Source organism: Thalassolituus sp. UBA6592, assembly GCF_002433655.1.
In the GTDB taxonomy this organism is placed as follows: Bacteria; Pseudomonadota; Gammaproteobacteria; order Pseudomonadales; family Oceanobacteraceae; genus Venatoribacter.
In genome coordinates this window covers 17,837-35,036 of the sequence record NZ_DJIO01000176.1, presented here as the reverse complement: position 1 = coordinate 35,036, position 17,200 = coordinate 17,837, and the positions used below count along the sequence as shown (strand labels likewise).

17 protein-coding genes are annotated in these 17,200 nt (G+C 52.8%); 8 read left to right on the top strand and 9 right to left on the bottom strand.

Going from position 1 to position 17,200, the window contains the following annotated elements; translation table 11 throughout:
• Positions 1 to 144: 144 nt before the first annotated feature.
• The 3 genes from B2Z72_RS17780 to B2Z72_RS17770 form a co-directional block, all read right to left on the bottom strand.
• Positions 145 to 603 carry a CZB domain-containing protein gene (locus B2Z72_RS17780; protein ID WP_296985615.1) on the bottom strand — a complete coding sequence of 153 codons (459 nt, stop codon included), beginning with the start codon at positions 601 to 603 and terminating at the stop codon, positions 145 to 147.
• Positions 604 to 780: 177 nt separating this feature from the next.
• Positions 781 to 1,161 carry a hypothetical protein gene (locus B2Z72_RS17775; RefSeq protein WP_296985612.1) on the bottom strand — a complete coding sequence of 127 codons (381 nt, stop codon included), beginning with the start codon at positions 1,159 to 1,161 and terminating at the stop codon, positions 781 to 783.
• Positions 1,158 to 1,502 carry a hypothetical protein gene (locus B2Z72_RS17770; protein ID WP_296985609.1) on the bottom strand — a complete coding sequence of 115 codons (345 nt, stop codon included), beginning with the start codon at positions 1,500 to 1,502 and terminating at the stop codon, positions 1,158 to 1,160. The genes B2Z72_RS17775 and B2Z72_RS17770 overlap by 4 nt, the downstream gene beginning before the upstream one ends.
• A gap of 149 nt (positions 1,503 to 1,651) precedes the next feature.
• On the opposite strand from B2Z72_RS17770, the gene B2Z72_RS17765 reads away from it, so the two are divergent.
• Positions 1,652 to 2,206, top strand: coding sequence for a hypothetical protein (locus B2Z72_RS17765; protein WP_296985604.1), 555 nt, complete (start codon positions 1,652 to 1,654; stop codon positions 2,204 to 2,206).
• A gap of 47 nt (positions 2,207 to 2,253) precedes the next feature.
• Here B2Z72_RS17765 and B2Z72_RS17760 read toward each other — a convergent pair whose 3' ends face one another.
• The 4 genes from B2Z72_RS17760 to B2Z72_RS17745 form a co-directional block, all read right to left on the bottom strand.
• Positions 2,254 to 2,901 carry an MBL fold metallo-hydrolase gene (locus B2Z72_RS17760; protein ID WP_296985601.1) on the bottom strand — a complete coding sequence of 216 codons (648 nt, stop codon included), beginning with the start codon at positions 2,899 to 2,901 and terminating at the stop codon, positions 2,254 to 2,256.
• 161 nt (positions 2,902 to 3,062) lie between these two features.
• Complete coding sequence (locus B2Z72_RS17755; protein WP_296985599.1) at positions 3,063 to 4,556, bottom strand: hypothetical protein; 1,494 nt, start codon at positions 4,554 to 4,556, stop codon at positions 3,063 to 3,065.
• 66 nt (positions 4,557 to 4,622) lie between these two features.
• Positions 4,623 to 5,201, bottom strand: a complete 579-nt coding sequence (locus tag B2Z72_RS17750; RefSeq protein ID WP_296985597.1) for an LPP20 family lipoprotein — start codon at positions 5,199 to 5,201, stop codon at positions 4,623 to 4,625.
• 224 nt (positions 5,202 to 5,425) lie between these two features.
• Positions 5,426 to 5,911 carry an FKBP-type peptidyl-prolyl cis-trans isomerase gene (locus B2Z72_RS17745; RefSeq protein ID WP_296985596.1) on the bottom strand — a complete coding sequence of 162 codons (486 nt, stop codon included), beginning with the start codon at positions 5,909 to 5,911 and terminating at the stop codon, positions 5,426 to 5,428.
• 155 nt (positions 5,912 to 6,066) lie between these two features.
• On the opposite strand from B2Z72_RS17745, the gene hslV reads away from it, so the two are divergent.
• The gene (gene hslV, locus B2Z72_RS17740) at positions 6,067 to 6,615 is read left to right on the top strand and encodes an ATP-dependent protease subunit HslV (protein WP_296985595.1); all 549 of its coding nucleotides are present in this window, start codon (positions 6,067 to 6,069) and stop codon (positions 6,613 to 6,615) included.
• Positions 6,612 to 7,952, top strand: a complete 1,341-nt coding sequence (gene hslU, locus B2Z72_RS17735) for an ATP-dependent protease ATPase subunit HslU (RefSeq protein WP_296985594.1) — start codon at positions 6,612 to 6,614, stop codon at positions 7,950 to 7,952. Before hslV ends, hslU begins: the two co-directional genes overlap by 4 nt.
• Before the next feature lie 128 nt (positions 7,953 to 8,080).
• Here the strand turns inward: hslU and B2Z72_RS17730 are convergent, their stop codons facing one another.
• Entirely contained in the window at positions 8,081 to 9,718 is a 1,638-nt protein-coding gene (locus B2Z72_RS17730) for a methyl-accepting chemotaxis protein (protein ID WP_296985593.1), read from the bottom strand.
• A gap of 148 nt (positions 9,719 to 9,866) precedes the next feature.
• On the opposite strand from B2Z72_RS17730, the gene B2Z72_RS17725 reads away from it, so the two are divergent.
• From B2Z72_RS17725 to B2Z72_RS17710, 4 genes are read left to right on the top strand one after another with little or no spacing between them, the layout of a single operon-like run.
• Positions 9,867 to 10,241 carry a DUF971 domain-containing protein gene (locus tag B2Z72_RS17725; protein WP_296985590.1) on the top strand — a complete coding sequence of 125 codons (375 nt, stop codon included), beginning with the start codon at positions 9,867 to 9,869 and terminating at the stop codon, positions 10,239 to 10,241.
• A 55-nt stretch (positions 10,242 to 10,296) separates the two neighbouring features.
• On the top strand, positions 10,297 to 12,894 hold the full coding sequence (gene rnr, locus B2Z72_RS17720; protein ID WP_296985587.1) for a ribonuclease R: 2,598 nt from the start codon (positions 10,297 to 10,299) through the stop codon (positions 12,892 to 12,894).
• 11 nt (positions 12,895 to 12,905) lie between these two features.
• Positions 12,906 to 13,652, top strand: a complete 747-nt coding sequence (gene rlmB, locus B2Z72_RS17715; RefSeq protein ID WP_296985585.1) for a 23S rRNA (guanosine(2251)-2'-O)-methyltransferase RlmB — start codon at positions 12,906 to 12,908, stop codon at positions 13,650 to 13,652.
• A 17-nt stretch (positions 13,653 to 13,669) separates the two neighbouring features.
• A complete protein-coding gene (locus B2Z72_RS17710; RefSeq protein WP_296985583.1) occupies positions 13,670 to 14,794 on the top strand; it encodes a mechanosensitive ion channel family protein in 1,125 nt (374 codons plus the stop codon).
• Between the two features lie 58 nt (positions 14,795 to 14,852).
• Here the strand turns inward: B2Z72_RS17710 and B2Z72_RS17705 are convergent, their stop codons facing one another.
• Positions 14,853 to 15,578, bottom strand: a complete 726-nt coding sequence (locus tag B2Z72_RS17705; protein WP_296985580.1) for a TetR/AcrR family transcriptional regulator — start codon at positions 15,576 to 15,578, stop codon at positions 14,853 to 14,855.
• A gap of 141 nt (positions 15,579 to 15,719) precedes the next feature.
• Here B2Z72_RS17705 and B2Z72_RS17700 point away from each other — a divergent pair, with 141 nt between their 5' ends.
• Entirely contained in the window at positions 15,720 to 17,177 is a 1,458-nt protein-coding gene (locus tag B2Z72_RS17700; RefSeq protein WP_296985577.1) for a flavin-containing monooxygenase, read from the top strand.
• Positions 17,178 to 17,200 lie beyond the last annotated feature (23 nt).

Below are 17,200 nucleotides of genomic sequence, written 5' to 3'. Positions count from 1 at the left end.
AGGACAAGGGGCCTGACATTTTTCAAAAAGGCTTGAATAGAAATTTGTGGGACAGCAGTGGGCGACTGCCGGCTTTTTTGATTTACGTTTTATTTTTTGTTCAGCTTTCTTACTTTGTTTTCTTTTTCCTGGGTCATCTGCTTTTTACAGGCTTTCATGACGGCTGATAACGGCTTTTTCCAGTTTATCGAGGGCTTCCATCATCAGTCGTGACTGATCTGAAAGGCGCTCCAGTTCTTTTTCTATTTTTACTTTTTGTCCGATTTTATCGCTTGATGCCGATTTACCCATCAGCTTACGCCAGATTGATTTTTCCGGCTTATCGAACAGCATCTGGAAAATGTCTTTATAGACGGCATGTACCTGGTGGTGGATCTCTTCCAGTCCGGTAAATTCCGGATAGTCTTTCAGTGCCTGGCCTTCCCCGTAGTACCAGCCACCAAACTGACAGTCTGTGTGCTCCACCGGTAGCTGACCTTCTTCGACGGCATAACCTGAGGTCAACGCCATGGCGTAAGCACGCCAGCGCAGGTGTGCCGTTTTGGCTTTACGCAGTTGTTGCAGGATGTCGGTAATGCTCTCGCGGTGCTGAATGTCTGACATAACTCCCCCAAAAAGATGCCGCCGCCGGGCTGAAACAGCCGCGGCCAACTAGCCCATGATTATATTGGAAACCAGTCATGGAATTGATGGGTAAAAGTGTTTCTGTGTCTCAAAACAGACGTTTGTACAGGAAAAGTGGACGATTGGGTTTTGGCTGGCGCTGCTTTACCAGCTTTCTTACCACTTAAGAGGTTTTTCTTCGCCGCGGATCAGTTTGATCCAGGGTTGTTCAGCCTCGTCTTCATCTTCCTGCCAGCTGCTGTCAGAGCAGCGGATTTCGATGGCCAGTGCTGCATGAGCGGCCCGGGCGCAATCCAGATCGCTGTTCCATGGCGAAAGATTCTGTTTGAACCACAGGCTGGCGAAGTTCTTTTCGGCGTTTTCATTAAGAAATACATCCATCGCCTCACCCTGCACGGTAAAACGCCAGTGGCTGTGACCCGGGGTCAGGCTGATGTCAGTGGCGGCGCTGCCCAGTGCTCCGGCAAGCCAGTCGCGTACGGCATCGGGGGCAGGTTTCATCAGGTAGATTTCCAGATCCGGAAAACGATCGGTCATTTTTTATCCAATATGCGGATGATTCGGAAAATGCTCAGGCAGATATAGCCTGCAGCGGCACAGGCGCCACCAATAACTGTGACGACAAGCCCGCACAGTACGATGATTTCCTGTTTAACGGAAGCGTCTACTGTCTGATTGCCGAAAACGATCAGGCACAGGCCGAAAAAAAACACGAACGCGCCGGTGACGAACAAACGCAGGTTTTCCCGGTCTTTACCTGCGCGCTCAATGATCCGCTTGTGCAGTGATTGCAGAGCGCTGCTGTCAGCATTATCTGCTGCATTGCTTTGCCTGTCAGATTGATCGCTATCCGGGCCGGGCGGCTGAAATATGCCCACGGCGTGCTCCTGAGGTGTCATCGTTATTGATTGAGTCTAGCAAAAAGCTGGCGCTGTCAGTGGAGGGAATTGGCGACAACTGCGATGGGAAACTAAGCTTTACACAGATCTGTTACATATTACGTCAGGTAGCGAGCAGGAGAGACAGTGTGAAACACGACGACGAAGAACTGAGCGAATCCCAGCGACTGTCGATGCTGGAAGCAACAGTGTCGACCAATCGTCTGGGACTGATGGTGATGGCTGTTCTGGCAGTGATCGCAATTTCTGTCGGTGTCACCGTAGCGGTGGTGAATATTATGCGGCCGGACGTAAGCTACGTTGATGAGCGGGAATTTCTGCGACTCAAAGGGGATGTGGAAATTCTCAAGGAAGCGGCCATTGCCTACGAAAAAAGCATTAATAAAACCCGCACCATTCTCGATGCCAGTAATGCGTCTGCGCTTAAGGCGCTGATGCTGGAACAGGAGCAGAGTTATCAGGTGCACCTGACAGCTCTGAAACAGGGGATGCGCGATCTGGCGCGTATGATTCCTGGTTCCCGTACCTGGCTGGAAATCTATGACGAGCAGATGGATACCGCGCTGGAGCAGAGTCAGGCGCGGATGAAACGGCTGGCGGAAATTCAGACCAGCGAACTGCCCAGTATGAAATCCGTGCCACTACCGGACCTGCCCGGCGTTAAAGTGATCAAAGCACAGTAATCCGGGCGCTGACTGGTTCTGGGACTGGTTTTGGCTCTGGTTCTGGGTCAGCCGCACTTGTCAGACACAAACGGATTGCTGCGGCGCTCATGACCAAAAGTAGATTCCGGGCCATGGCCGGGAATAAAGGTAATATCGTCACCCAGCGGGAAGAGTTTTTCGCGTATAGAAGCGATCAGCTCCGCATGGTTGCCCTGCGGAAAATCCGTACGGCCAATCGATTCCTGAAAAATCACATCCCCGACTAACGCCAGCTTTTCTGCTTTATCGACAAACACCACATGCCCAGGTGTATGACCCGGGCAATGAATCACATCCAGCGTTACCTTACCAACCGTGACCTGATCGCCATCGTTCAGCCAGCGGTCCGGCGTGAAACTTTCTACCGCAGGGAAGCCAAACATGGCGGACTGCTGTGCCAGCCCTTCAATCCAGAACAGATCGCCTTTGTGCGGGCCTTCAATGGGCAGCGCGTGTTTTTTCGCCAGCTCTGCTGTGCCCCCAGCATGATCAATATGGGCGTGGGTCAGCAGGATTTTTTCTGGGGTAGCGCCCATTTCTTTCAGCTGCTTTTCAATACGGTCCAGATCGCCGCCGGGGTCAACGATGGCGGCTTTCTTAGTGTCATTACACATCAGAATGCTGCAGTTCTGGGCAAAGGCTGTGACCGGGACAATAGCGACAGATAATGACATAACAGACTCAGAATTGATTACACGGCCTGCAAGGGTAGCGGCTGGCTCAGTGATGGTAAAGAGAAGGAGGCTGGGCTTGGAGGCAGAGAATGGCCGCGGCTCAGCTGTTAAAAACTCTGCGGCCAGAACAACGCTGGCCGCAGAGAGTAACAGTGCCGCAATCAGAAGGCTTCGATCTGCGGCGTAACACCCGCATAACGCGGAATCGTCATACCGATATCGGCGTTAATATAGGTCGGATCGGCAACCACATAGGATTTACCGCCAAACTGCCAGGTATCACCCTGAACCTTGCCGTGGAAAGCCACTGCAGTCGCTACATGGCCAGGATAACTGAGGATGACGACATCCAGTCCGAGCAGGGATTCGGTCAGCCAGGCAAACAGCGCTGCGCGGTCTTCACAGTCGGAATTGCGGTAATGCAGGGTTTCCAGCGGGAAGAGGTAATTCTCTTCATGGAACTGGTCTTCATCGGTTTCATAACCAAACGCCGTCTGTACGAAGCGCAGCAGGCGGTTAACCGCTTCGGTTTCACTTTGCCCCTGTACTACAGGTTTAAGCTGCTGCAGCAGGCTTTGTGCTGTGACTGGCGGCAGCCCGGCTTTGAAATAGTTCGGCAATGACAGCTGTGGATAACTGCTGAAGTAATCGACGTAACGCGACGGGTAAGCAACGTTAATATCGTACCGCTTGCCCTGATAGCTGAACTGTAATTCGCGGTCTTCTTCTTTGCCTTTCGCGGCAAAACGCACCGGATCGCTGAAATCCAGTGGCCGTGCGCCACTCTCATGCTGGCCTTCGTAGGTATAAACCTTGCCAGGTTTGAGTTGCTGGCCATTAAGCTGCACAGCGTAATAGCGTTTGTTGTCGAGGCGGAAGAAGGTAACGCCGAAGATCTGCTGGTCTGAGGTCAGCAACAGAAAAATGCGGCTGTTATAAGCCACCCGGGCGTCGTAACCGGCTTTCACCAGCAGGAACCAGGTCATCAGCGAGCGGCTGGCTTCACCACGCTGCAGATTGGCGGCAAAAGCGCCGAACAGCTGCGCCGTACCCCAGTCATTCAACTGCAGTTCGGCGGCGGTGCGCTTCAGATAATCCACCGTCTGCTGGTGCGGAGCTGAGGCGATTTTTTGCCAGTAGGCGGCAATGGCTTTGCTGTCCGGCCGTGAATTAAAACCGACTTTCATTTTGCGGTCGTAAGGCACAGACAGGGCGTAACCATAAAAATCAAAATTCACCACCGGCCCCTGCGGTTTGCTGACAACCGGTGGCTTTGGCTTAACCTGCGGGCGCTCGTCGGCTACCGGTGGCGTTACTGGTTTTGGTTTAACCTCGTCCGGAATTTTAACTACCGGGGTTTCAGGCTGGCTGACGGGTGGTTTGGTTTGCGGTTCAGGTTGGGGGGCAGGTTTTGGCGCTGGTTTTGGCGCTTGAGGCGGCTGTTCCGGTTTAGGTTTGGGGTCGCGCTGTTCCGCCGGGCTGACATCGACAGTTTTCCACTTCTGTTGCAGAAAACTGATAAAAGCTTTGTCGTTTTCATCCAGGTAGGACTGAAAGTCGCTGCGTGTCTGCTGCAGCCATTGCTGGTATTCACTCTGATCTGAGGCGCTGGCCTGAGTACTTAACAGCAGCGCACTTATCAGCAGGTATTTCATAAGGTAACTCTCCGCGGGCAGGAACAAAAAAGCCGGCGTAAGCCGGCTCTTTTAAACATCTGCTGATTAACGGTCCATATTGGCAATATCGCTGGCCATTTCATCAAATGATTTATCGGCCTGGAATTTCTGCCACAGGGCACGATCATTGTTCATTGATGTTTTCAGGGCCTGTTCAGTTACCTGAGTAATGGAGTCTGCATCCAGACCAACCATCACCACCATGCCGCCAGTTGGCGTTGGGCGCTGGTGAATGATTTTGGAGCCAACCAGAGTTTCTTTGGTCAGCTGTTTGGTAACAGAAGTATTCACCATATCAACGGTTTCTGAGTCAGCGGCACCTGTGGTTTCAGCGTACTGCTTGATCATATTCTGAACGTCCAGACGCATGGTCTGCGCCAGCTCAACGCGGGCCGCCGTAGCAGCCATCTGCTTCATAAAGTTCGGGCCGGCACCGGATTTATCGGCATAACCAACGGCTGTCAGATCCATGGCTGGCTCTGTACCGCACACCCATTCCGGAGCAGGTTCGCCGGAACCGTCGGCAAATACACAGTCAGCTACCGGAGCCGGTACTGGTTGGTTGGAGGAACAGGCAGCCAGCAGGGTGGTGGCGGCGACGGCGAGTGCAGCATGAAATTTCATCTTCATCTCCTTAGAAGAGGTCAGCCCGTAAACACCGGTAATCCGCTGTTCAGGCACTGGATAACGTGTACCGAGGATAGCCAAGGTACCTGCAAATTACTACAGATTACTACCGTAAAATATTGATCGGGATGCGGTGCTAATGCCGCATCCCGGCTGCGTCACAGGTATGACCCGTCAGTATGCGCAGGGTTCATGACAGAATGATTATTCTGCCGTTACCATCAGTGATGGTGATGGCCGCCCGGTCCATGGGCATGGCCATGGCTGATTTCTTCCGGCATCGCCACGCGCACAGAGACGATCTCAACATCAAACTTCAGGGTTTTGCCGGCCAGCGGGTGGTTGGTATCCACATCGGCCATAAATTTGCCGACCTTTTCCACGGTAACCTGACGTGTGCCGTGTTCTGTCTGCACCCAGGCAACCATGCCTTTACGCCATTTTTTGCTGCCCTGCAGATGCTTGACCGGTACCCGGGCAATCTGTGGCTCGCGCGCCGGGCCATAGGCGTCTTCCGGCGCCAGTTCAAAGCTGAAGCTCTCACCGGCTTCATGGCCATCAACCGCTTTCTCAAAGCCCGGAATCATATTGCCATGACCCTGCAGATACGCCACGGCATCGCCATCACGGGTGGATTCAATCTGATGACCATCGCTGTCGCTCAGGGTGTAGTGCATCTGCACCACAGTATCTTTGCTGATCTTCATAAAGCCTCAATCGTTTGTGCGGACTTAAAACGCGCGAGTATCGCGGGCTTGGGGGTGTAAAGCAACCAGCAACAATTGCCGCATTGGTATGCCTTGATATCACTGCGCAAGCCCCCATATCCCAATGTTCATGTCCAACCATCAGGAAACATGTCATGACAACGATAGTATCCGTTCGCCGGGGCAATGAAGTAGTAATCGGAGGCGACGGTCAGGTTTCTCTGGGCAATACCGTAATGAAGGGTAATGCCCGTAAAGTCCGCCGCCTGTACAACGGTAACGTGCTGGCGGGGTTTGCCGGAGGCACAGCAGATGCCTTCACTCTGTTTGAAAAATTTGAAGCTCAGCTGCAGAAGCATCATGGCCAGCTGACCCGTGCCGCGGTGGAACTGGCCAAAGAATGGCGTTCTGACCGTGCACTGCGCAAGCTGGAGGCCATTCTGGCGGTAGCCGATCACACGGCATCACTGGTGATTACCGGTAATGGCGATGTGCTGCAGCCGGAGAATGATCTGATTGGTGTCGGCTCCGGTGGCAACTATGCGCTGGCATCTGCCCGTGCGCTGCTGGATAACACTGAGCTGAGCGCCCGTGAAATTGTTGAAAAAAGTCTGAACATCGCTGCCGATATCTGTGTCTTTACCAACAGTAATCTCACCATCGAAACACTGACAGCAGACTCTGTGGCGGAGGAAAATGCATGAGCCAGATGACCCCGCGTGAAATCGTTCACGAACTCGACCGCCATATTATTGGCCAGAACAACGCCAAGCGTGCGGTGGCCATTGCCCTGCGCAACCGCTGGCGTCGTATGCAGTTACAGCCGGAACTGCGCGACGAAGTGACGCCGAAGAATATTCTGATGATCGGCCCGACCGGTGTGGGTAAAACCGAAATTGCGCGCCGTCTGGCCAAGCTCGCCAACGCGCCGTTTATTAAAGTGGAAGCTACCAAGTTTACCGAAGTTGGCTATGTGGGTAAGGACGTTGAATCCATTATCCGTGATCTGACTGAAACCGGCATCAAACTGCTGCGCGAACAGGAAATGGCCCGTGTTGCTTCCCGTGCGGAAGTCGCTGCAGAGGAGCGCGTACTGGACGTGCTGCTGCCACCGGCGCGCAAGTCCAACAGCTGGGACACCACGGAAGAGCCGCCAAAAGAAGACAGCGCAACCCGTCAGGTCTTCCGCAAAAAGCTGCGCGAAGGTCAGCTCGACGATAAAGAAATTGAAATCGACATGGCCCAGGTGACTGCCGGCGTGGAAATCATGGCACCTCCTGGCATGGAAGAAATGACCAGCCAGCTGCAGAACATGTTCTCCAGCATGGGCGGCGACAAGAAAACCAAGCGCAAGATGAAAATCAAAGACGCGCTGAAGCAGCTGAAAGACGAAGAAGCCGGCAACATGGTCAACATGGAAGAGCTGAAAGGTCGTGCTCTGGAACTGGTGGAACAGAATGGCATCGTGTTTATCGACGAGATCGATAAAGTGGCCAAGCGTCATGACTCCGGCAGTGGCGGCGACGTGTCCCGTGAAGGTGTGCAGCGCGATCTGCTGCCATTAATCGAAGGCAGCACCGTCAGTACCAAGCACGGCATGGTAAAAACTGACCATATTCTGTTTATCGCATCCGGCGCTTTCCATCTGGCCAAGCCATCGGATCTGATTCCGGAACTGCAGGGTCGTCTGCCGATCCGCGTGGAACTGGACGCTCTGACGCCGGAAGATTTCCAGCGTATTCTGACTGAGCCGAATGCGTCACTGACGCAACAGTATAAAGCTCTGATGAAGACCGAAGGTCTGGATATTGATTTCACTGATGACGCCATTGAGCGTCTGGCGCAGATTGCGTTTGAAGTGAATGAATCCACAGAAAATATCGGTGCCCGTCGTCTGCATACCATTATGGAACGTCTGCTGGAGCAGGTGTCATTTGACGCTACGGATATGTCTGAACCGGTTAAAATTGATGCGGCCTACGTGGAAGCTCAGTTAGGCGGTCTGGCGCGTGATGAAGATCTGAGTCAGTTTATTCTCTGATGTCTGAACGCAAATAAAAAAGCAGTGCTCAGGCACTGCTTTTTTATTGCCGGAAATTTTAAAAATGATTGTCCGGGTTATTTAATTTTCTGAGCTATTCAATTTTCTGAGCTATTCAATTTTCTGAGTTATTCAACCTTAAAACGCTGAATCAGCTTCACCATGGTCGCACTGCTGTCGGCCAGTTTATGGCTGGACGATTCCGTCTGACGCATGTTGTCGGCAATAAAACCGGATGATTCAGCAATACGCACCACGTTGCCGGTAATTTCATTGGCCGCAGCGCTTTGTTCTTCCACTGCGCTGGCGATACTCAGGTTCATTTCAGTGATGGTATTCACCGCGGCGGTAATGGACGAAATGGCTTCCAGTGCCTGTTGCGCACGTTCCGCTGTGTTTTCCGAATTTTTCGCATTCTGCTCCATCGAGCCTACCGCTGTTGCTGCCTGTTCCTGCAGGCGGGTAATCATTTTATTGATTTCTTCTGTGGATTCCTGCGTGCGTGATGCCAGGGTGCGGACTTCGTCGGCTACCACGGCGAAGCCGCGGCCCTGTTCCCCGGCGCGGGCGGCTTCAATGGCGGCGTTCAGTGCCAGCAGGTTGGTTTGTTCGGCAATACCTCGGATAACATCCAGCACAGAACCGATAGAGTCGGTCTCGGCGCGCAGGGTTTTAATCACATTGCTCGATTCCTGAATATCCCGGGCAAGGTCACTGATGCTTTGGCGCGTGGTTTCCATTGTGGTTTTACCCCGACCGGCATTTTCTGCGACGTCGGTGGCCGCAGACGCTGCGCGTTCGGCGTTGCCTGCGACTTCGTGAATGGTCTGGCTCATTTCATTAGAGCCGGTGGCGGCCTGGTCGGTCTGCTGTAACTGGTCATCGGTCAGGCGACGGGTTTCTGAACTCACCGAGGTAATTTCATCACTTAACTGCGCCAGGGTATCAGAGGCGCGTTTGCTCTCCTTCACCAGCTCCTGAATCTGACTGATAAAGGTGTTGAATGAGCGGGCAATGGAGGTAATTTCATCGTCACCACGAATCGGTAAGCGTTTGGTCAGATCGCCTTCGCCGCGTGAAATTTCGTGCATGGCATTATTCACGTTACGCAGCGGGGTACCGATGCTGTTCATAAGCAGCATCAGACCAACGATCAGCAGTACGATAAAGATCACGCTGACCGCCAACATGCTGGTGACATCCGCCCAGAAAGCCACCGAGATATCATCCGTGTAAACACCGGTGCCGACGATCCAGCCCCAGGGTTGAAACTCCTTAACAAAGCTGATTTTCGGCTGTGGTGTATCTTTGCCGGCTTTTGGCCACATGTAACTCACGAAACCACCATCGGCGGCGGCTTTTGCGGTTTTGACTATTTCGCGGAACAGGTAGCTGCCATTCGGGTCCTGAATATCACCCACGTTCTTGCCTTCCAGTTCCGGTTTGGCACCGTGCACTATCATTACCGGCTGGGCGTCATTTACCCAGAAATATTCAACCTTGTTGTAGCGCAGTTTGCGGATGGCATTTTTTGCCGCCTCACGGGCTTCTGCTTCCGGCATGCCGGCCAGCGACAGATCGTAATAATGCTGAATCAGGCTGTAGGTATTATCTGTTTGCTGACGTACTGCGATTTCGCGGCTTTCTGTCATGCTGTTGTGAAGGTGTTGCATGGCCTGCAGCTCAACCAGCAGGATGCACAGGACTGTTGCAGCGAGAATCAGCCATAGTCTTGTTTTTATCTTGATTTTGCGTAACGAATTCATAGGCAGCTCAATGCTCGCGATAGTAGACTAGTGCTTAAAACCCATACGGCATCGGCTTAAAGTAAGAGCCTGCAGCCTGTATGGTGAATGCTTTAAGTGTAGTCAGCAGTTCAGGAAATGCCTTAAAGGGCATAAAGGTTGTTAGCCGGTGATACCGACATCCATCAAAGTTAAAAGCAAAAGTCGCACACTCGAATTGGGTTATGGCGCGCAAGTGTATGATTTACCTTATGAATTTCTGCGGGTGTATTCGCCTTCTGCGGAAGTTCGCGGGCATGGTGTCGGTAATGAGGTACTCCAGTACGGCAAAAAAGACGTGACCCTGCTGCGCATTGAGCCGGCAGGTAACTATGCCCTGAAACTGGTGTTTGATGATGGCCACGATTCCGGGTTGTATGACTGGAACTATCTGCATCACCTGGCGCTGAATCAGGAAAGCCTGTGGGCAGACTACCTGCAGAAGCTACAGACGGCCGGCAAAAGCCGGGAAGCCGCCACCATAAGCATCAAAGAACTGAAATAGCCTGTTATCATTGGGCCAATCACTAAATTTTTAAGCATGGAACAGGAGCCGCACATTGACGGATTCCAGCAATCAGACACCAAAACCCGCTTTTCACGATCCTAAAGCCGCTGAAGAAGCCGAAAAATACGACAATCCGGTCGCCAGCCGCGAAGCGCTGCTGAACCTGCTGGAGGAAATCGGCCATCCGGCAACCCACAGCGAGGTCTGTGAGCGTCTGGGCGAAACCGACGAGGACCGGGTTGAGGCGCTGCGTCGCCGTCTGATTGCCATGTCCCGCGATGGTCAGCTGATCAGTAACCGCCGTAACCAGTTTGCACCGATGAGTAAAGTTGATCTGGTGACGGGTGTGGTGATGGGACACCGGGATGGTTTCGGTTTTGTGCTGCGTGATGGTGCCGATGATGTGCACCTGTCCAACCGTCAGATGAGCAAAGTGTTCCACGGCGACCGTGTCGCGGTACAGATTCTGGGGCTTGATCGTCGTGGTCGCCCGGAAGGCAAAATCGTTGAAGTACTGGAACGTAACACCACACAGATCGTTGGCCGCTATTTCGAGCAGGGCGGTGGTCATGAAGGCGGTGGTAAAGGTGTGATTGGTCTGGTGCAGCCGGACAATAAACGCGTTTCCAAAGAAATTCTGATTCCGCCGGAGGGCCGTAATAACGCTCAGCATGGCCAGTTCGTGGTGGTGCATATTACCCGCCAGCCGCAAACCGGTGGCCTGCCGATGGGCGAAGTGATCGAAGTACTGGGCGAACATCTGGCGCCGGGTATGGAAATCGACGTGGCCATCCGCAGTCATAATATTCCGTTTGAATGGCCGGACGAAGTCGGCGTTGAAGCGAAAAAGCTGCCGGATGAAGTCAAAGAGAAAGACAAAAAGAACCGCATCGATCTGCGCCATCTGCCGTTCGTCACCATTGATGGTGAAGACGCCCGCGATTTTGATGATGCTGTTTACTGTGAGAAAAACCGCAATACCGGAGGCTGGCGCCTGTGGGTAGCCATCGCCGATGTATCGCATTATGTGCAGGTTAATTCTGCACTGGATAAAGAAGCCCGTCAGCGCGGTAACTCAGTGTATTTCCCTGAGTTCGTGGTTCCTATGCTGCCGGAAAAATTATCCAACGGGCTGTGCTCGCTGAATCCTCAGGTCGACCGTCTGGTGATGGTGTGCGAGATGACCATCTCCAAAGCCGGTAATATTTCCGGTTATAAATTTATGGAAGGTCTGATTCATTCCCACGCCCGTCTGACGTACAACAAAGTCTGGCAGATGCTGGAGCAGCCGCGTACTGAACAGGGCGATACCTGGCGCGAACATTATTCCGATGTGGTGCCCCACGTCGAAAATCTGTATTCACTGTTTAAGCTGCTGCGCAGCAAACGCGAAGACCGTGGCGCCATGGATTTCGATTCGGTGGAAACCCGTATCGTGTTCGATTCGCAGCGCAAAATTCAGGAAATTGTTCCGGTACAGCGCAACGATGCGCACATGCTGATCGAAGAGTGCATGCTGGCCGCTAACGTCTGTGCTGCAGATTTCCTCGACCGTTACAAAGTGCCGGCGCTTTACCGTGTGCATAATGGCCCGACCTCCGAGAAGCTGGAAAACCTGCACGCTTTCCTCGGCGAAATGGGACTTTCACTGGCCAACGGTAAAGATCCGTCACCGAAAGATTATCAGGCGCTGCTGGCTCAGGTTGAGAAGCGCCCGGATTCCCATCTGATTCAGACCGTACTGCTGCGCTCACTCAGTCAGGCGGTTTATCAGCCGGAAAATGAAGGCCACTTTGGTCTGGCATACAAAGCCTATACGCACTTTACCTCGCCTATCCGCCGTTATACCGACCTGCTGGTGCATCGTGGTATCCGCAGCGTGATCCGCAGTGAGCGTGAGTGTAAGCACGTTCTGCGCGCAGATGGCGCGAAACCTCTGGCACTGAAAACGATTTATCCGTACGACATGAACGCCATCGTGCAGATGGGCGAACAGTGTTCTATGACTGAACGCCGCGCAGATGACGCTACCCGTGATGTGGTGGATTTCCTCAAGTGTGAATACATTTCTGATCGCATCGGCGAAGAATTTGAAGGTGTGATCAGTGCCGTCACCGGTTTTGGTTTATTCGTAGAACTGACCGACGTGTATGTGGAAGGTCTGATTCACGTATCCCACCTGGCCAACGATTATTATCATTTTGATTCGGTTAAGCATCGTCTGATCGGTGAGCGTACCCGCCGCAGTTTCCGCCTTGGCGACAAGCTCTGGGTGCGGGTAACCGGTGTTGATCTTGATGAACGCAAAGTGGATTTTGAACTGGCCACTGCGCCAGTCAATAAAAACCGCACCGCCGTGGATATGCCAACCCCAGCCCGCGCGCCACGTCGTCGTGAGCGCTCAGCCGCGGGTAAAACCGAAGAGGTTGCACTGCAGCCTGGTCGTCGTAAACCGGCTGCAGAAAGTGATGCTGGTACTGACGCTAAAAAATCCGGCGCGGGTAAAAAGAAACCGAGCAAGCGTCAGAAACTGAACGCGAAAAAAACCGCAGGTAAAAAAGGCGATGCGAAAAAGAAGCCGTCAAAAACCAAAGCGGTAAAAAAGAAAAGTGCTAAAAAAGGCGGCAAGAAACCTGCCGCCAAAAGTTAATAGGAATATAAATGAAATCTGAAGCTGTTTACGGCCTGCATGCCGTAACCACTTTACTGCAGCGCAGCCCTGATCAGGTGATCGAAATCTGGGTACAGAAGGGGCGCGCTGATAAGCGTATGCAAACTGTGCTGTCTCTGGCCGAAGAGCAGGGCCTGATGATCAGTGAAGTTGATAAAGGCCTGCTCAACCAGAAAGCCGACGAAGGCAATCATCAGGGCATTATTGCCTGGCGTAAGCCGGTGCAGAATAAATCGGAAAAGCATTTACCGGATATTCTCGATGCCATCTCCGGCACACCACTGGTGTTAATTCTGGATGGTGTCACCGACCCGCATAACCTTGGCGCCTGTCTGCGTACAGCGGATGCCGCCGGTGCCCATGTAGTTATTGCTCCCAAAGATAAATCTGCACCGTTAAACGCAACCGCTGCCAAAGTGGCCTGTGGCGCGGCGGAAGCTGTGCCTTATATTCAGGTCACCAACCTGGCCCGCACCATGAAAGATCTGCAGGAACGCGGTATCTGGATTGTCGGAACCGCGGGTGAAGCGGAACAAACCATCTATCAGCATGACTTAACAGGGCCTATGGCAATTGTCATGGGCGCGGAAGGCCCGGGTATGCGTCGTCTTACCCGCGAGCACTGTGATTATCTTGCCAATATTCCCATGGCAGGCGAAGTCAGTTCAGTGAATGTGTCGGTGGCCACTGGTATTTGTTTGTTTGAGGCCGTGCGTCAGCGTATCGCGGTTAGTTAAGTTGTGGAGAAAGCCCCGTGGAATGGTGGAATGATTTAATCTCCCAGAACTATGACTGGTTCTGGGATGTATCAATTGCTTTAGTTATTACCCTGATTGCCGGTCTGGTCTGGCGTCTGGTGCGCAAGTCGCTGCTTCGTCTGGTCAGCGGTACAAGAAATCACTGGGATAACGTGCTGGTCGAATCCGTCGCCATTCCGGTGAACTGGATTATCGTGGTCATCGGTGGCACCTGGATTGCCGATATTACTGCGCGTCATTATTCGTCTGAAATTGTTACCAGTATTCCTGTGGTGCGCCAGCTTGCGTTGGTGATTCTGGTGGCCTGGGCGTTATGGCGGTTAATTAACCGTGTCGAAAAACAACAGCTGCACCGCGGCAGTGATCCGACTACCGTGCAGATGGTGGGCAAAATTGCCAAGCTGACGGTAACGGTTCTGATTATCCTGCCGGTGTTCCAGATGCTCGGCATTTCCCTGTCAGGGATTCTGGCCTTTGGTGGTGTCGGTGGTCTGATTGTCGGTATGGCAGCAAAGGATCTGCTGGCGAACTTCTTTGGTTCACTGATCGTTTATCTCGACCGCCCGTTCCGTGTCGGTGACTGGGTCCGGTCGCCGGACCGCAGTATCGAAGGCACAGTCGAGCATATTGGTTTCCGTGTCACCCGTATCCGCACCTTTGATATGCGTCCGCTGTATGTGCCGAATGCGGTATTTACGACGATCACCGTGGAAAACCCTTCACGTATGCTGAACCGCCGTATTTACGAAACCATAGGTATCCGTTATCAGGATTCCCGGGCGATGGATGGCATTATGGCAGACGTAAAAACCATGCTGCTGAATCATGAAGAGATTGATACTAATCAGACGCTGATTGTGAACTTTAATGCGTTTGGTGCGTCCAGCCTGGACTTCTTTATTTACACCTTCACCAAAACCACTCAGTGGGTACGCTATCACGAGATTAAACAGGACGTGCTGCTGAAGGTACTGAATATTATCCATGAACATGGTGCTGACTGTGCCTTCCCGACCCGTACGCTGCATCTCGACAGCATGCCGGCCGGAATGATGGCGGGTAATGCGAATGCTGCGGCGCCTGCGCAAAACAATCCTGCACCATCGCCTGTCTCTTCCTGAGGCAGGTTGTGCACACCGCTCAGGTCATCTGGGCGCCGTCAGCAGGCGCTCAGAATGATCAGTTGAGCTGCGACATCAGCCCCAGAATAATACGCTCACCGCTGCTGACCATCAGATCGCGGCTGTAGGCGTAATTGCTCAGCAGCCAGCTGGTGGTTATCTGGCGCATGGCCCCCACCAGTCCGGTTCCCAATAATTCAGCCTCTTCTTCACTGATTTGCCAGTCGGCATCTTTTGCCTGACGCAGCGTTTGTAATACGTCAGTCAGTTGTCGGGCAAAGCGTTGAATATAACTCAGATAAAGCGCATCGGTGTCTGCACTTACGCCCTCCAGCTCCAGCATACAGACCCGCGCTACTCTGGGATCTTCCAGTTCAGTAAAAAATAGTTGGAGCGAGTTACGCACCAGCTGGGCCAGATTGTCAGTGGCGACACAGCGCTGGAATTCCTCTTCCAGCAGACGATAAATGCGCTCCATCTGCTGGCAGTACACGGCCTGTAACAGGCCTTCGAGACTTCCGAATTCCTGATAAAAATAGCGGTCTGTCAGCTGTGCTGTGCGGCACAGACTTTTTACTGTGGTATGGCGGAAGCCATCTGTACCGAAGACTTCCAGTCCGGCCGCCAGAAACTGTTGCTGGCGTTGCGCACTGCGCTGTTCGCGGCTTTGGCCTGCATAGGGACGGCCTGTATCGGGACGGCCGGTATCGGGTTGGCCTGTATCGGAGCGGTCTGTCGTGAGCTGGTTGCTGTCGACACCAGACGGGGCCGACAGGTCAGTCACAGGGGATGGTTTTGTCTGAAATGGACTCATTGGGCTATTTGACGACAGCTGTCGTCAGAAGTAAAGTGATGACGCTTGTCTTCAAATCTAATAACAACTAAGAATTAAGCCCGGCATAACCATGTCTGGTGGGGGCCCCGTATGTCTGTATACCGAGTTATCATCATTGGCAGTGGCTTTGGTGGTCAGTGCGCTGCGATTAATCTGCACAAGCAGGGTATTGATGATTTCCTGATACTCGAACGCCGTGAATTTATGGGAGGCACCTGGGCACAGAATACCTATCCAGGTGCCGCCGTGGACGTGCAGTCGCCACTGTATTCGATTGAATCGGAACCGTACGACTGGTCGCAGATGTTCGCAGAGCAGGATGAGCTGCGTGAATACACCAATTATGTGATTGATAAGCATGGTCTGCGCGCAAAAACGCGCACAGCAGCCAACGTCAGCCGTATTGCCTGGGACAGTACAGCGCAACAGTGGCGGGTAGAACTGGACGGCGGCAAAGTCCTGCAGGCGCAGTTTGTGATTAACGCATCCGGTCCACTGAGCACACCGGTGATTCCGGATTTTAAAGGTCGTGACAGCTTTAAAGGCAAATCTTTCCATACCAATAGCTGGGATCAGAACTACGACTACCGGGGCAAACGCGTCGCCATTATTGGCAGCGGTGCCAGTGCCGCTCAGGTGATACCGGCGATAGCCAAAGATGTCGGGCATCTGCATGTTTTTCAGCGTACCCCACATTGGGTCATACCGCGCCCGGATTATGTCTTTAAACCCTGGCAGCGGAAATTACTGCGCCATAAACGTATTTATCGACTGCTGCGTGAAGTGATTTACTGGGCGCTGGAAACCCGGGTGGTGGGTCTGAAATATTCGGATTTTATGCTGGAATTGCTCGCCGGGCGTAAGGCGCGCAAACACATCCGCCGGCAAATAGCCGACCCTCAGCTGCAGAAAAAGGTGACACCGGATTTCACCATAGGCTGCAAACGGGTCATTCTGTCCAATACCTTATACCCGGCTTACTGTCGCGATAACGTGACCTTGCATGATAAAACCGATGGCATCGGTGAAATCACTGAGCGCGGTATTACAACCACACACGGTGATCAGCTGGATCTGGATCTGATCATTTATTCCACAGGTTATGACGCTACCGATGGCGTTATTTCCTATCCCGTAATCGGTCTGAATAATACCCGGCTGGCGGATGTCTGGCATGACTTTCCCCGTGCTTATATGGGTACCTGTATTCCCGGTTTTCCCAATCTGTTTATCGTGACCGGACCGAATACCGGTATTGGCCATACTTCGGCTATTTTTATTATCGAAGCGCAGATGAGTTACATCATGCGTGCTGTGCGTGAAGTGATCCTCAGTGGTCATAAAGCGATTGAAGTAAAGTCGGAGGCTGAGGCCAGCTATACCCGTCATATTCATCATGAAATGGCGAAAACCGTGTGGCAACGCGGTGGCTGTAACAGCTGGTATAAGAGCAAAAGCGGCAAAGTGATTGCGATGTTTCCGGGATTCAGTTTTACCTTCCGGCGCTGGACAAAAAACTTCCGGGAAAAAGACCACTCGTTTTACTGAATGATGCTTTTCTGAGTGGCATA